Source organism: Streptococcus sp. C150, from assembly GCF_000187445.1.
Classification (GTDB): domain Bacteria; phylum Bacillota; class Bacilli; order Lactobacillales; family Streptococcaceae; genus Streptococcus; species Streptococcus raffinosi.
The window spans coordinates 239,129-254,042 of record NZ_GL698449.1; the positions used below are offsets into that span (position 1 = coordinate 239,129).

Below are 14,914 nucleotides of genomic sequence, written 5' to 3' on the forward strand. Positions count from 1 at the left end.
TTTCATGGCAACATTTAAAGATTATTTGGAAAATAAATTTCCCCTCATTCTTCATGGCGCTTTAGGAACAGAGATGGAGGCCTTGGGTTATGATATTTCTGGCAAACTCTGGTCAGCCAAGTACCTTCTTGAGAAGCCAGAAGTTATTCAAGAAATTCACGAAACCTATGTAGCTGCTGGAGCTGACTTGATTACCACATCATCTTATCAAGCGACCTTACCGGGCTTGATGGAGGCAGGGCTTACTGAAAGAGAAGCGGAGCAGATTATTGCCCTAACGGTCCAGTTGGCAAAGGCTGCACGAGATAAGGTATGGGCAACCTTGGATGAGACCGAGAAAGCCAAACGCCCCTATCCTTTGATTTCTGGAGATGTTGGTCCTTACGCAGCCTATTTGGCCAATGGTTCTGAGTATACTGGAGATTATGGTCAGGTTACCGTTGAAACACTTAAGGATTTTCATCGCCCTCGAATTCAAATTCTCCTAGATCAAGGTGTCGATTTGTTGGCTTTGGAAACCATTCCTAATCATCTGGAAGCACAAGCCTTGGTTGAGCTCTTGGCTGAAGAATTTCCTGAGGTAGAAGCTTATATCAGTTTTACCATTCAAGTTCCAGATGCCATCAGCGATGGGACTTCTCTAGATGAGATGGCCAAGCTTGTTTCTCAGTCTAATCAAATCTTGGCAGTGGGAATCAATTGCAGTTCGCCGATTCTTTATGAACAAGCTCTACCTGTTCTTAAGAAGGCAGGCAAGGCCCTTATTACTTACCCTAATTCGGGTGAAGTTTATGATGGTGACAGTCAAACTTGGAAGCCTAAAGACAAGGATGCCCTCACCCTGCTCGAACATAGTAAAGATTGGCATGCTCATTTTGGGGTTCAGATTTTAGGGGGGTGCTGTCGTACACGTCCAAATGACATCAAAGCCTTATATCAAGAATTTAGAACCTAGTCAAATTTCTAATTATTTGTTATAATATGTGATTGTAAGGCCAAACGGCCTACATACTATCTGTAAAAATAAATCCAGCGTTAAGCTGGTTTTTAAAATGAAGAGGAAAATATGACCTACGAACAAGAATTTCTAAAAGACTTTGAAGCATGGGTTGTTACCCAAGTTAAAGTAAACGAAAAAGCCTTAGCCGCTAGTAAGAAAATTTGGGAAGAAGATGGTGATGAACGTGCCCGTGACGCAAGTTTCCGTTATGAAGCTAAATTAGATGCCTACAATTTCCTAATTGGTAAGTTTACCAATTATCGTGCCGGTAAAGGTTTCCATGATATGCCAGAAGGCTTGTTCGGGGAACGTCACTATTAATAGAAAATGATAAAGAAATGAGCGACGATCTTCTATAGGAAGAAGTCGTCTTTCAAAATGGGAGAAAAAACACATGGCAAAAGTAAAAAATAAAAAGAAGGCTTTTAAACACCGTTTGAAAAAACAAGGACTTTTCAATAATCTGAAAGCCCCAGTTCCACCAGTTCCACCAGTAGCCCCACAAGCGGTTGCTGAAACGCAGCCAGTTGCTAAAGAGGAAGTGGTCGCTAAAGATCTTAGTCTTGAAGCCTTTTCAGAACTTCCAGAAGTGGAAGGCCTTCGTTCAAACCTTGTAGAGACTCTTTACAATGAAGGCTTGACGTCAGCAGCAGCCTTTGCAGGTGTGACTGAAGATGAAGTCCTAGCCCTTAAAGGTGTAGGACCTGCAACTGTTAAAAAATTGAAAGAAAATGGTGTCAGCTTTAAAGCTTAAGCCTAAAAAAGATCCGAGGTGAAAACTTCGGATCTTTATTGTTTGCCTTATTAGCTATTTTAGTGATTGTCAGAACAGAAAACCACTAGCTTTTTGCTAGTGGTTGATAGATCTGAATTATTTATTTCTTTGGATTTTGTTTGGTTAAATTAAGTCCAAAAGGGACCAAGTTTTCTTGATGCTTGCGAATACGGGCCATATTCTCAGTGTGACGGAAAATAATCACTAAAGCCATGATGATAAGAACAGCACTAAAGATTGGATCATACCCATCTAGTAAAAAATGGATAGCCGGGAAAGTAGCCAGGGTAATCAGCCCAACAACTGCAGCAGTGACACTTGAAAATGAAATCATGCTGGTTAGATAGAGCGTTAGAGCAAAGACCAAGAGCAGAAAGACGCAGTAGAGGGGGGCAAAACCAAGAAGCACCCCAGCACTTGTTGCAACTGCCTTTCCACCCTTAAAACTAGCGAAGATTGGGAAAACATGTCCAATGATGGCAAAGAAACCAATGATTAGAGGAGATACAGCTGTGACACCCAACCAAACCGGTAGCAGCACTGCCAAAGTCCCCTTAAGCATGTCTACTAAGAAAGTGATTGTGCCAGCCGTCTTACCAAGAACACGGAAGGTATTAGTTGTTCCAGTATTTCCAGATCCGTGCTCCCGAAGATTCGTATGAAAGAAAACTTTTCCAATCCAGAGACCAGTCTGAATGGAACCCAGCAGGTAGGCGATAAGAATTAATAATAAGATTTTCATGAGATAATTATAGCATACAGCTTAGTAATTGACAAAGTTGGTCAGCTCTAAGATAAGCTAACAGCTTTCCTGATTTCCTTTGCAAATTCTTCTGAAAACTTATAAAATAATAAGGATGAAAATTTTGGAGGTCACTCTTGGCTAAAAAAGAAATAAATGTAAATAATTATAATGATGATGCCATTCAGGTACTGGAAGGGTTAGATGCGGTTCGCAAGCGCCCAGGAATGTACATTGGCTCAACGGATGGGACAGGTCTTCATCACCTGGTTTGGGAGATTGTCGATAATGCCGTCGACGAAGCTCTCTCAGGCTTTGGTGATGTCATCGCTGTCACCCTAAATAAGGATGGCTCCGTTTCTGTTTCTGACTCTGGACGTGGGATGCCGACAGGGATGCATGCCATGGGTAAACCAACAGTTGAAGTTATTTTCACTGTTCTCCACGCAGGTGGTAAATTTGGACAAGGTGGTTATAAGACTTCTGGAGGTCTTCACGGTGTGGGTTCCTCAGTTGTTAATGCACTGTCTAGCTGGCTTGAGGTAGAGATTACCCGTGATGGTAGCGTCTATCGTCAGCGTTTTGAAAATGGGGGTCACCCTGTAACAGGACTTGAAAAAATCGGCAAGGCACCTAAATCTAAGACAGGTACAAAAGTTACCTTTATGCCTGATGCTAGTATCTTTTCAACGACTGACTTCAAATTTAACACCATTTCAGAACGTCTCAAAGAATCGGCCTTCCTTCTTAAGAATGTCACTATGACATTGACAGACTTGCGTGGCGAAGAAGAAATTCGTGAAGAATTCCACTATGAAAATGGGGTTCAAGACTTTGTAACTTACTTGAATGAGGACAAGGAAACGCTGACACCAGTCATCTATATTGATGGAGACCAGCAGGAATTTCACCTAGAAGTAGCCCTTCAGTACAATGACGGTTACTCTGATAATATCCTTTCCTTTGTCAATAATGTCCGTACTAAGGATGGCGGTACTCACGAGACAGGCTTTAAATCAGCTATTACCAAGGCCTTTAACGATTATGCCCGTAAGACAGGTCTTCTCAAAGAAAAAGATAAAAATCTTGAAGGGTCAGATTACCGTGAGGGCTTGTCAGCAGTTATCTCGCTCTTGGTTCCTGAAGAACACCTTCAGTTTGAAGGACAAACCAAGGATAAATTGGGATCTCCTTTAGCTCGTCCTATTGTGGATAGCATCGTTTCAGAGCATTTAACCTACTTCCTTATGGAAAATGGAGATTTGGCTTCGAACTTGGTGCGTAAGGCTATCAAGGCCCGTGATGCCCGTGAAGCTGCCAGAAAAGCTCGTGATGCCAGTCGAAATGGCAAGAAAAATAAAAAAGACAAGGGGCTCTTGTCAGGAAAATTAACGCCAGCCCAGTCTAAAAATGCTAAGAAAAATGAGCTTTATCTGGTCGAAGGGGATTCTGCCGGCGGTTCAGCCAAACAAGGCCGTGATCGTAAATTCCAGGCCATTCTTCCTCTCCGAGGGAAGGTCCTCAACACTGAGAAAGCCAAAATGGCAGACATTCTCAAAAACGAAGAAATCAATACCATGATTTATACTATCGGTGCAGGAGTTGGAGCTGATTTTAACCTTGACGATATCAACTACGACAAGATTATCATCATGACCGATGCCGATACCGATGGGGCTCACATCCAAACCTTGCTTCTTACTTTCTTCTATCGTTATATGCGTCCACTAGTGGAAGCAGGACACGTTTATATCGCTCTGCCTCCTCTTTACAAGATGTCCAAAGGTAAAGGCAAGAAGGAAGTTGTCGAATACGCTTGGACGGACGGCGAACTTGAAGAACTTCGTCAAAAATTTGGTCGTGGCGCTCTTCTTCAACGTTACAAAGGGCTTGGTGAAATGAATGCTGACCAACTGTGGGAAACAACCATGGATCCAGAGACAAGAACCCTTATCCGAGTGACGATTGACGACCTAGCGCGTGCTGAACGTCGTGTCTCAGTCCTTATGGGAGATAAACCAGCACCACGCCGTCAATGGATCGAAGATAACGTTAAATTTACGCTTGAGGAAAGTGGCGTATTTTAGGTTGCAGGCCAGAAGGGAATGTAATAAGATAGAGTTAGGGAGAGCGCTTACTATCAATAGATACTTGGGATTATAAAGAAACAAGTTGATTATTTTCTACATAGTTTATTAACTATTTGCAGTGTCATTGACTAGAAATCAATGGAGGTAGAAAAATGAATTTTAATGTTATCGATTACCTACTTTACCATGCAGATGTAGCTTTTCCTGCTATTATTCTTATGGTTATTGTTTCTACCATATACTTAATTTTTTATGGCATACAACCTATAAAAACACGCTTTTCGATCCTTTTTCTCTTATCTATAGTCTCCCTCCTAATCTTCGTGGTGGATAATCCCCTCTATTCTTATTTTGGTAGTACATTCTCAGGTTTATTATTTGTTTTTTACTATATGATGGTCTTTTCAGTGTTTTATGTGCCATTCTCGCTAATAGCTTTTATAAAAAGTCTTCTACATTTAATACGCTTTCAAACCAAATATTCAATCTTACTAGTTATTAATAGTTTCTTTGCCACATTACTGGCTTTCCTCAACCTGCTCTTTTTACAAGGGTCTTTGGGATTTCTCCCTGCTTCATCTATGTACCTTATTTTTCTTCTCCTAGCGATAATTGGTATTGTTCAAAATATAATAGGAGGAAAGGAAAATGAAAAAAATAAAGACTATATTGCTAAGTCAGGAAAAGACAGTGTGAGGTAGACCTATGTTATCTAAGATATTAAGTTTTTTACTTTACTATCCTCAAGTGGTGTTTCCTGCATGTGGAGGGGCAATAGCTTATTTAAGCGTTTATAAAAAGAGACCACTAAAAACACGCTTTTTGATCTTGCCTATACTAGTAGTGATAACCTTCTTTCTATCTTTGATAGATAATCCCTTCTCACAGAGGACCTACACGGGGTTGTTATTGGCTTTCTACTATATCTATGTTTTTTCTCCCCTAAGTGTTGCTTGTAGTATCACATCACTTTTAAAAAGTATCTATCATTATAGGTTATTTCGTATCCCGCTAGCTACTGTTCTCGTAATCAACGCCTCTATAATGACTTGTTTAACACTTTTAAACTTTATCTTATTCTTTGGGGAACTTTCTACTTCATTGACTCTATCTTGTGTACTTTTCATTTTAATTGCGATAAGTACAGTGGTTCAATTTGTGATTGGTGAAATAGAAACTAGGAAGGTGAAAACCATTCTTCTACAGTTACAAAGTCAAGGAACAACATTGTAATTAGAGGTGTTGCAGTGAAGTAGGGGGTCTACTATTTGTCTTTTATATTATTTCAAATCATTACTTAAACTAAAAAATAAAGAGAAATCTTATGTCTAATATTCAAAACATGTCCCTTGAGGACATCATGGGGGAGCGTTTTGGTCGCTACTCCAAATACATTATTCAGGAGCGTGCGCTTCCTGATATTCGTGACGGTCTGAAACCCGTTCAACGTCGTATTCTTTATTCCATGAATAAGGATGGCAATACGTATGACAAGGGCTATCGTAAATCTGCCAAGTCGGTGGGTAACATTATGGGTAATTTCCACCCCCATGGTGACAGTTCCATTTATGATGCCATGGTCCGTATGTCTCAGGATTGGAAGAATCGTGAAATCTTGGTTGAGATGCACGGTAACAACGGTTCTATGGACGGTGATCCACCAGCGGCCATGCGTTATACAGAGGCACGCTTGTCAGAGATTGCGGGCTACCTTCTTCAAGATATCGATAAAAACACAGTCCCATGGGCTTGGAATTTTGATGATACAGAGAAGGAACCAACCGTTTTACCCGCTGCCTTTCCAAACCTCTTGGTTAATGGGGCTACAGGGATTTCTGCTGGTTATGCCACAGACATTCCACCACATAATCTGGCAGAGGTCATTGATGCTGTTGTCTACATGATTGATCACCCATCTGCTAAACTGGATAAATTGATGGAATTCTTGCCTGGCCCAGATTTTCCAACAGGGGCTATCATCCAGGGCAAAGACGAGATTCGCAAGGCCTACGAAACCGGTAAGGGCCGTGTAGTTGTGCGTTCACGTACTGAAATCGAACAACTCAAAGGTGGCAAGGAACAAATCATCGTTACTGAGATTCCTTACGATGTCAATAAGGCTGTCTTGGTTAAAAAAATTGATGATGTTCGAGTCAATAACAAGGTTCCAGGCATTGCGGAAGTTCGTGACGAGTCTGACCGTACTGGTCTGCGTATTGCTATTGAACTTAAGAAGGATGCTGACAGTCAAACCATTCTTAACTATCTTTTGAAATATACGGATCTTCAGGTCAACTATAATTTCAACATGGTGGCTATCGACAATTTCACCCCACGTCAAGTGGGCTTGCAAAAGATTTTGTCTAGCTACATTGCCCACCGTCGCGATATTATCGTTGCTCGTTCAAAATTTGACAAGGATAAGGCTGAAAAACGTCTTCATATTGTGGAAGGACTCATCCGTGTCATCTCTATTTTGGATGAGGTTATTGCCCTTATCCGAGCTTCTGAAAATAAAGCTGATGCTAAGGAAAATCTTAAAGTCAGCTATGATTTTTCAGAAGAACAAGCTGAAGCTATCGTGACCTTGCAACTCTATCGTTTGACCAATACAGATATTGTCACTCTCCAAAATGAGGAAGCCGATTTACGTGAACAAATTGCGACCTTGGCTGCCATCATCGGTGACGAGCGCACCATGTTTAATGTCATGAAGCGTGAGCTCCGTGACATTAAGAAGAAATTTGGGAATGACCGTCGTTCAGAGCTACAAGCGGAAACCAAGACCATTGAAATTGATACCGCAAGTTTGATTGTTGAAGAAGAAACCTATGTCAGCATCACTCGTGGTGGTTATGTCAAACGTACAAGCCCACGTTCTTTCAATGCTTCAACGATTGATGAAGTCGGAAAACGTGATGATGATGACTTGATTCTGGTTCAGCAGGCTAAGACGACACAGCATCTCTTGATGTTCACTAACCAGGCCAATGTGATTTATCGTCCAATTCATGAGTTGCCAGATATTCGTTGGAAGGATTTGGGAGAACATTTATCACAAACCATCACTAATTTATCTAAGGATGAAGAAGTGCTTTATGCAGAAATTCTGGATGATTTTGAAGCTGGTACTTACCTAGCAGCCACTAAACTTGGTCAGATTAAACGTTTCGAACGCAAGGAATTTACTCCATGGCGTACCTACAAGTCTAAGTCGGTTAAATATGCTAAACTCAAGGATGCTAGTGATTGTATTGTCACAGTCACCCCAATTCAATTGGATGATGTCATGATTATCACGCAAAAAGGCTATGCCCTTCGTTTCAATGCTGACGAGGTACCAGTTGTTGGTGCCAAGGCAACAGGTGTTAAGGCAATCAACCTTAAGGATGATGATACCGTTCAGGCCGTTTTTGTGGCAAATACCCAAAGTTTCTATCTTCTTACACAAAGAGCTAGTCTCAAAAGGGTAGCTACAGCAGATATTCCACAGGCTAAGCGAGCTGGTCGAGGTCTCCAAGTTCTTCGTGAGCTTAAGACTAAACCGCACCGTGTCTTTACGGCTGGTCCAGTCTTTACAGAAAATTCTGGTGGTGAGATAGATCTTCTAGCAACACTAGCGGAAGAGGCTCCTCAGACCTTGCTTGTCACAGCTACGACTGGTGAAACAGCAGAAGTTGATTTGTCCCTTCTTAATCTTTCAGAGCGTACTAGCAATGGAAGTTTCATTGAAGGACTAGCAGACAAGGAAGTCTTCGCTGCCAAGATTATTGAAAAATAAAGATAAGAAAGCTTTGTTCTCTTATTTGAGAACAGAGTTTTTTTATCGTTCAATCCTCCCAAAAAACCTCTCAAAAAGAATTGTCAGAATTTTGCAACATAAACTTGAAATTTTCAATGAAAAGGACTATACTATAAAGCACATAGTAACAGAAAAGAGGACATACACATGACAGTTGATTTAGACTGGGAAAATTTAGGATTTAATTACCATAAACTTCCATTCCGTTATATTTCACATTACAAAGACGGAGAATGGGATGAAGGTCATTTGACTGAGGATGCGACTTTGCACATCTCAGAAGCATCCCCAGCTCTTCACTATGGTCAAGAAGCTTTCGAAGGACTCAAGGCTTACCGTACCAAAGATGGTTCAGTTCAATTGTTTCGTCCAGATGAAAATGCCAAACGTTTGCAACGTACGGCCGATCGTCTTTTGATGCCACAGGTTCCCGTTGACAAATTCGTAGATGCTTGTAAACAAGTAGTCCGTGCCAATGAAGAATATGTTCCACCATATGGAACAGGCGCAACACTCTATCTTCGCCCACTTTTGATTGGGGTAGGAGATATTATTGGTGTTCACCCTGCTGATGAATACGTCTTTACTATTTTTGCCATGCCAGTAGGGAACTATTTCAAAGGTGGTTTGGCTCCAACAAACTTCCTTATTCAAGACGAATACGACCGTGCTGCTCCACATGGTACGGGTGCTGCTAAAGTTGGTGGTAACTATGCAGCAAGTATGTTGCCAGGTAAGATTGCACATGACCGTAAATTCTCAGATGTTATCTATCTTGATCCTGCAACTCACACTAAAATTGAAGAGGTTGGTTCTGCAAACTTCTTCGGTATTACAGCTGATAACGAGTTCATCACTCCACTTAGCCCATCCATCTTGCCATCAATTACGAAATTCTCTTTGCTTTATTTGGCCGAAAAACGCTTTGGCATGAAAGCTATTCAAGGTGATGTTAAGATTGCTGAGTTGGACAAATTTGTTGAAGCTGGTGCCTGTGGTACAGCTGCTGTTATCTCACCAATTGGTGGTGTACAACACGGTGATGACTTCCATGTCTTCTATTCAGAAACAGAAGTAGGACCTGTTACACATAAACTTTATGATGAGTTGACTGGTATTCAATTTGGTGATGTTGAAGCGCCAGAAGGATGGATTTTCAAAGTTGACTAAATCATAAGAAATTAACGCTTATTTTAAGGCTTGCTCTTGCAAGCTTTTTTCTTTTTCGGTAAAATTAAAGAGATACATTAAGAAAGGATGACTTGAGCCAAGTCTCAAGTGTAAATCTATGAGCAAAAAAGACAAAAAAATTGAAATTCAAGTTAAAGATGCCAAAGTAACTGTTAACAAGGCAATCATTGAAGGGTTTGAGCTTGTTGTTGGTAAAAAAGTTATCGGCCAAATTGTAGAAATTGATGGTAAATTTGCCGTTGTTGATAAAGAAAACGTCGCAGGCTTCCACAAGAAAATGGATCAAGCAGTAGCTGCCATTATTGAAGCCTATAATCTTAATCATTAAAATCCAAAGTAAAGGCTTGCTTTGGTCAAGAAACTGTGATATACTATTTCTTGTTCTTAAAAGGAGAGATAGCGAAGAGGCTAAACGCGGCGGACTGTAAATCCGCTCCTTCGGGTTCGGGGGTTCGAATCCCTCTCTCTCCATATCTAAGAGACTGAGTCGAATAGTCGATGTCAAGTACTTAGATGTTTTTTTATGGCATTTTGCTATTGGGGTATAGCCAAGCGGTAAGGCAAGGGACTTTGACTCCCTCATGCGTTGGTTCGAATCCAGCTACCCCAGTCAAAGGTATCGGGTGCTTCGGCACCGCCTATGTCAACAATTGTCTTTGCGGGTACCTTGAAAAATATATTGTTATCAAGAGTCAGAATTGGCTGTCTCTTGTTGGAGGATCTTTTTAGAATGAACGAATTTGAAGAATTGCTAAACAGTGTTAGCGAAGTTAACACAGGTGACGTTGTAACAGCTGAAGTTATCTCAGTAGATAATGATCAAGCAAATGTTGTTATCGAAGGAACTGGTATCGAAGGTGTTTTGACACGTCGTGAATTGACAAACGACCGTGACGCAAACGTTGCAGACCTTGTTAAAGTTGGTGAAACACTTGAAGTGCTTGTTCTTCGTCAAGTTGTTGGTAAAGATACTGATACTGTAACTTACCTTGTATCTAAAAAACGCTTGGAAGCTCGCAAAGCTTGGGATAAACTTGTTGGTCGTGAAGAAGAAGTTGTTACTGTTAAAGGAACACGCGCTGTTAAAGGTGGACTTTCAGTTGAATTTGAAGGTCTTCGTGGATTTATTCCAGCTTCAATGATTGATACTCGTTTTGTTCGTAACACTGAACAATTTGTAGGTCAAGAATTTGACGCTAAAATCAAAGAAGTTGATCCAGCTGAAAACCGTTTCATCCTTTCACGTCGTGAAGTTGTTGAAGCCGAAGCTGCAGAAGCTCGTAAAGAAGTCTTCTCTAAACTTGAAGTTGGTTCAATCGTAACTGGTAAAGTTGCTCGTTTGACAAGCTTCGGTGCTTTCATCGACCTTGGTGGTGTTGATGGACTTGTTCACGTGACTGAATTGTCTCACGAACGTAACGTTTCACCTAAATCAGTTGTTTCTGTTGGTGACGAAGTTGATGTTAAAGTTCTTGCTATCGACGAAGAAGCAGGTCGTGTATCACTTTCACTTAAAGCCACAACACCTGGACCATGGGATGGCGTTGAACAAAAACTTGCTGCTGGAGATGTTATCGAAGGTAAAGTTAAACGCTTGACTGACTTCGGTGCCTTCGTTGAAGTATTGCCAGGTATCGATGGACTTGTTCACATCTCACAAATCTCACACAAACGTGTTGAAAATCCAAAAGATGTTCTTTCAGTAGGTCAAGACGTTACTGTTAAAGTTCTTGAAGTAAACGCTGATGCAGAACGTGTATCACTTTCTATCAAAGCTCTTGAAGAACGCCCAGCTAATGCTGAAGGTGAAAACAACGAAAAACGTCAATCACGTCCACGTCGTCCTAAACGTCAAGAAAAACGTGACTACGAACTTCCAGAAACTCAATCTGGATTCTCAATGGCGGATCTTTTCGGAGATATCGAATTGTAATATAGAAAAGAGACATGGAAACATGTCTTTTTTTATATTTTAGAGTATGCTATAATAGTATACTGTTAGCACCCTTAGTGTAATGGATATCACGTAAGATTCCGGTTCTTGAGATAGGGGTTCGATTCCCTTAGGGTGCAAAAAGACAAGAGCGTTGAGAGATTTATTCTTTCAACGTTTTTTAATCTGAGTCATATTTAGGTGCCATAAGATTTGTAGACTTTGAGCTGATGATGTTTACAGTAGGTAATATTTTGCTATTTATTAAAAATTTTGCTATAATACTCAATATCTCATATTGGGGTCGTTACGGATTCGACAGGCATTATGAGGCATATTCTGCGACTCGTGTGGCGACGTAAACGCTCAGTTAAATATAACTGCAAAAAATACAAATTCTTACGCTGTAGCAGCCTAAACACCTGCTCGCGTGACTTCTAGCAGATTGCTTATGTTTGCTTAGAGGTTTTATTGATTTATAAGCTACGTTTGACCATTGCCTAGCTGGTCGAAAAGAGATTTATAGGCTCGCATATAGAAGGCTTGAGTTATGTGTCGCCTATCTGTTAAATGAAAGACATAACCTATGGTTGTAGACGAATATGTTGGCAGGTGTTTGGACGTGGGTTCGACTCCCACCGGCTCCATAAATACTTGAGGCGTCAGCCTTTTATTTGTGTATAGGAATTTATTATGAAAAAACTTTTGTCTTTGGCCGTTTTAGGTCTTTCACTTTTTACCTTAGCTGCTTGTGGACATTCTTCGTCTAAGACTGAGACGAAGGGGTCTGTGGATAATGAAGCTTCAAAGATTCTAACAGTTAAACATGGCAATGTTCGTCAGAACTTTGATAAAATTTCCATGGCAAATGCCTCTCAGGAATTTTCAGGGGGATCAAATCTTGATACTTTGAAAGGTTTGTTTGGGGAACCGTCATCGACTAGCCAAGAGCAGGCAGGAGATGCTAAACTGGATGTCTACAATTGGCAGTTTGATAATGTCGTTGTTACGGCTAAACTTTTCAATAATAGTACTGTTGTTAAGTCACTCTCAAACTTTTCTTTTGTCCGTGATCCTAAAATCACCTTGAAAATGTATGAAAACCTTAAAAATGGAACGAGCTATGATGATGCCGTTAAAACACTTGGTACACCAGATGTTTATTCTATTGCAGTATCTTCTGATGCTACAATGACACAGGCTCTTTGGTCATCAAATCTTGTCGCTAAAAAGGGTGAAACAGGTAGTCTTACTCTTAACTTCAAGAATGGTGCCTTGGAAAACAAATCTCAAGCAAATTTGATTAACAAGTAATAATAGGAAAAAATGCCTTTCTAAATCAATGAAGGCATTTTTTTGTTATAATAAAAAGAGTGACTAAAACGATGGAGATGCAATGACCCGGAAAAGGATTTTTTTGTCGGAATTACTGTATTAATTCTGCTATTTTTATTACCTCTCTTACATAACATTTTCCCTTTAATCAGGTTTTGGGCCAATGCTAAGCATGACCAAGACTTCTTAAGAGAAGCTTTTAAGCAGGCAAATCTCCAGAATGCTCTTATCCTTATGAGTCTAATGATTTTATCATCAGCCATTCCTGGAGTTTCAAGTTCGTTTTTTTGTATTTTCGTTGGTCTGCTTTACGGTCCCTTCTTGGCCATTCCTATGAATATCCTTGGGAATACTTTTGGAAATTTAACTAGTTTTGAAATCCTAAGAAGACTCGAAAAGCCCGAGAGGTCTAAACGTATGGAGAAACTCCTAACCTATATTGAAAACTTTAATCATCGTTTTATTGGCATTTCTCTGGCTTTCTCTATTCCCTTTATCCCATCGGCTTTGGTCAATTATGCGTGTATTCAGATGAAGTTACCAAGCAAGACCAGAGTTTTAGCGACTCTTATAGGAGTTGCTCCGATTTCGATTGTTTATGCCGTCAGTGGGGATTTGTTGCTAAATAGTCGCCCAATTCGAATACCATTAGTGGCAATACTTGCCCTTTTGTTGTTTATCTCACTCGTAATTTACGTTATCCATTTTAGGAAGGAAAAAAATGAGCTTCATTCAAGTAACTAAGGAAGAATTTAACACATATGCTCAACAGGTTTCAGAGCGTTCTTTTATGCAAACAGAGGAAATGGCTAAGCTTCTTGAAAAACGTGGATTTAGCATTAGCTATGTCGCTTGGAAAGAAGGCAATCAGCTAGAAATCTCAGCAATTATCTATAGTATGCCTATGACTGGTGGGCTTCGTATGGAAGTGAATTGTGGACCTATTCACTCCAATACGACTCATCTGAGCGACTTTTACCAAGGATTGAAGGACTACGCTAAAGCAAATGGTGCGCTTGAGCTGTTAATCAAACCTTATGATACTTATCAAACCTTTGATAGTAATGGGGAGCCAACTGGTGATGAGCAAAAGCAGCTGATTAGCCAATTGACTAACTTAGGTTATAGCTTTGATGGTCTGCAAACAGGTTATCCTGGTGGTGAGCCTGACTGGCATTATGTGAAGGATTTATCAGGGATTACAGAAAAAGATTTGATTAAGTCTTTCAGCAAAAAAGGGAAACCATTAGTTAAAAAAGCTAAAACTTTTGGTATCAAGCTGAAAAAACTGAAGCGTGACGAGTTATCCATTTTTAAAGAAATCACTTCAGCGACTTCTGATCGTCGAGAATATAGTGATAAATCGCTGGATTACTACCAAGATTTTTATGATGCCTTTGGTGATAATGCTGATTTTATGGTTGCTACTTTGAATTTCCAAGATTACCTTGAACATTTAGAGAAGGATCAGGCTAAATTGGGAGCTAGAATTGTCAAATTGCAAGCTGATTTGGAAACTAATCCTAAGTCTGAGAAAAAACAAAACCAATTGCGAGAGCTATCAAGTCAGTTTGAAACTTTTGATGTTCGCAAGGGAGAAGCAACAGCCTTTATTGACAAGTACGGCCAGGAAGACATTGTTCTAGCCGGAAGTCTCTTCGTTTACACCCCTCAAGAAGCAGTCTATCTTTTTAGTGGTTCTTATCCTGAATTTAATAAGTTTTATGCTCCAGCACTCTTGCAAGAGTATGTGATGACACAGGCTATTAAACGTGGTATCAGTTTCTATAACTTCCTTGGTATCATGGGCATTTTTGATGGTTCAGATGGGGTTTTGCGTTTTAAACAAAACTTTAATGGCTATATCGTTCGTAAAATGGGAACTTTCCGTTATTATCCACAACCGTTTAAATATAAGGCCATTCAAGGAATTAAGAAACTGCTTGGACGTTCTTAAGATGTAGAGGGCTTCTATTGTAGTCCTCTTTCATTATAATTCTGTTTTTGGAATTACAACATATATAAGAGAGTTTAGAGGAAGAAGGA

Annotated in this window: 12 protein-coding genes, 3 tRNA genes, 1 other RNA gene and 1 pseudogene; 16 read left to right on the forward strand and 1 reads right to left on the reverse strand. The window is 40.2% G+C overall.

The features are described from left to right. The first annotated feature begins 4 nt into the window (after positions 1-4). The 3 genes from mmuM to HMPREF0848_RS01140 all read left to right on the forward strand — a co-directional run bounded on the left by mmuM (position 5) and on the right by HMPREF0848_RS01140 (position 1,754). Positions 5-955: a homocysteine S-methyltransferase gene (gene mmuM, locus HMPREF0848_RS01130; RefSeq protein WP_037608742.1), complete on the forward strand. Its 951-nt coding sequence runs from the start codon at positions 5-7 to the stop codon at positions 953-955. Between the two features lie 111 nt (positions 956-1,066). After that, complete coding sequence (locus HMPREF0848_RS01135) at positions 1,067-1,321, forward strand: DUF1912 family protein (RefSeq protein ID WP_002889075.1); 255 nt, start codon at positions 1,067-1,069, stop codon at positions 1,319-1,321. Between the two features lie 73 nt (positions 1,322-1,394). Next, on the forward strand, positions 1,395-1,754 hold the full coding sequence (locus HMPREF0848_RS01140) for a helix-hairpin-helix domain-containing protein (RefSeq protein WP_008534077.1): 360 nt from the start codon (positions 1,395-1,397) through the stop codon (positions 1,752-1,754). 121 nt (positions 1,755-1,875) lie between these two features. On the opposite strand, the gene plsY is transcribed toward HMPREF0848_RS01140, so the two are convergent. Next, positions 1,876-2,517, reverse strand: coding sequence for a glycerol-3-phosphate 1-O-acyltransferase PlsY (plsY, locus tag HMPREF0848_RS01145; RefSeq protein ID WP_008534079.1), 642 nt, complete (start codon positions 2,515-2,517; stop codon positions 1,876-1,878). A gap of 137 nt (positions 2,518-2,654) precedes the next feature. Here plsY and parE point away from each other — a divergent pair, with 137 nt between their 5' ends. The 13 genes and pseudogenes from parE to HMPREF0848_RS01210 all read left to right on the forward strand — a co-directional run bounded on the left by parE (position 2,655) and on the right by HMPREF0848_RS01210 (position 14,825). Beyond that, positions 2,655-4,604 (forward strand): DNA topoisomerase IV subunit B, encoded by a 1,950-nt coding sequence (parE, locus tag HMPREF0848_RS01150; RefSeq protein ID WP_008534081.1) that lies wholly within the window; start codon positions 2,655-2,657, stop codon positions 4,602-4,604. Positions 4,605-4,759: 155 nt separating this feature from the next. Next, entirely contained in the window at positions 4,760-5,308 is a 549-nt protein-coding gene (locus HMPREF0848_RS01155) for a hypothetical protein (protein ID WP_008534082.1), read from the forward strand. 623 nt (positions 5,309-5,931) lie between these two features. Beyond that, entirely contained in the window at positions 5,932-8,388 is a 2,457-nt protein-coding gene (gene parC, locus HMPREF0848_RS01160; protein WP_008534084.1) for a DNA topoisomerase IV subunit A, read from the forward strand. Positions 8,389-8,544: 156 nt separating this feature from the next. Then, a pseudogene (locus HMPREF0848_RS01170) lies at positions 8,545-9,579 on the forward strand (branched-chain amino acid aminotransferase); the annotation flags it as partial. Between the two features lie 118 nt (positions 9,580-9,697). Further along, a complete protein-coding gene (locus HMPREF0848_RS01175) occupies positions 9,698-9,928 on the forward strand; it encodes a DUF2969 domain-containing protein (protein WP_002889065.1) in 231 nt (76 codons plus the stop codon). A gap of 62 nt (positions 9,929-9,990) precedes the next feature. Next, positions 9,991-10,071, forward strand: a tRNA-Tyr gene (locus tag HMPREF0848_RS01180). Positions 10,072-10,138: 67 nt separating this feature from the next. Next, positions 10,139-10,210, forward strand: a tRNA-Gln gene (locus HMPREF0848_RS01185). A gap of 120 nt (positions 10,211-10,330) precedes the next feature. Continuing rightward, positions 10,331-11,533 (forward strand): 30S ribosomal protein S1, encoded by a 1,203-nt coding sequence (rpsA, locus tag HMPREF0848_RS01190; RefSeq protein WP_002889064.1) that lies wholly within the window; start codon positions 10,331-10,333, stop codon positions 11,531-11,533. A gap of 68 nt (positions 11,534-11,601) precedes the next feature. Beyond that, a tRNA-Arg gene (locus HMPREF0848_RS01195) sits at positions 11,602-11,673 on the forward strand. A gap of 160 nt (positions 11,674-11,833) precedes the next feature. Further along, positions 11,834-12,183: a transfer-messenger RNA gene (gene ssrA / locus HMPREF0848_RS10315) on the forward strand. A gap of 43 nt (positions 12,184-12,226) precedes the next feature. Continuing rightward, positions 12,227-12,847, forward strand: a complete 621-nt coding sequence (locus tag HMPREF0848_RS01200) for a DUF3862 domain-containing protein (RefSeq protein ID WP_008534087.1) — start codon at positions 12,227-12,229, stop codon at positions 12,845-12,847. Between the two features lie 255 nt (positions 12,848-13,102). Then, the gene (locus HMPREF0848_RS01205; protein ID WP_008534088.1) at positions 13,103-13,612 is read left to right on the forward strand and encodes a TVP38/TMEM64 family protein; all 510 of its coding nucleotides are present in this window, start codon (positions 13,103-13,105) and stop codon (positions 13,610-13,612) included. Next, a complete protein-coding gene (locus HMPREF0848_RS01210) occupies positions 13,590-14,825 on the forward strand; it encodes an aminoacyltransferase (RefSeq protein WP_008534089.1) in 1,236 nt (411 codons plus the stop codon). Before HMPREF0848_RS01205 ends, HMPREF0848_RS01210 begins: the two co-directional genes overlap by 23 nt. Positions 14,826-14,914: the final 89 nt, after the last annotated feature.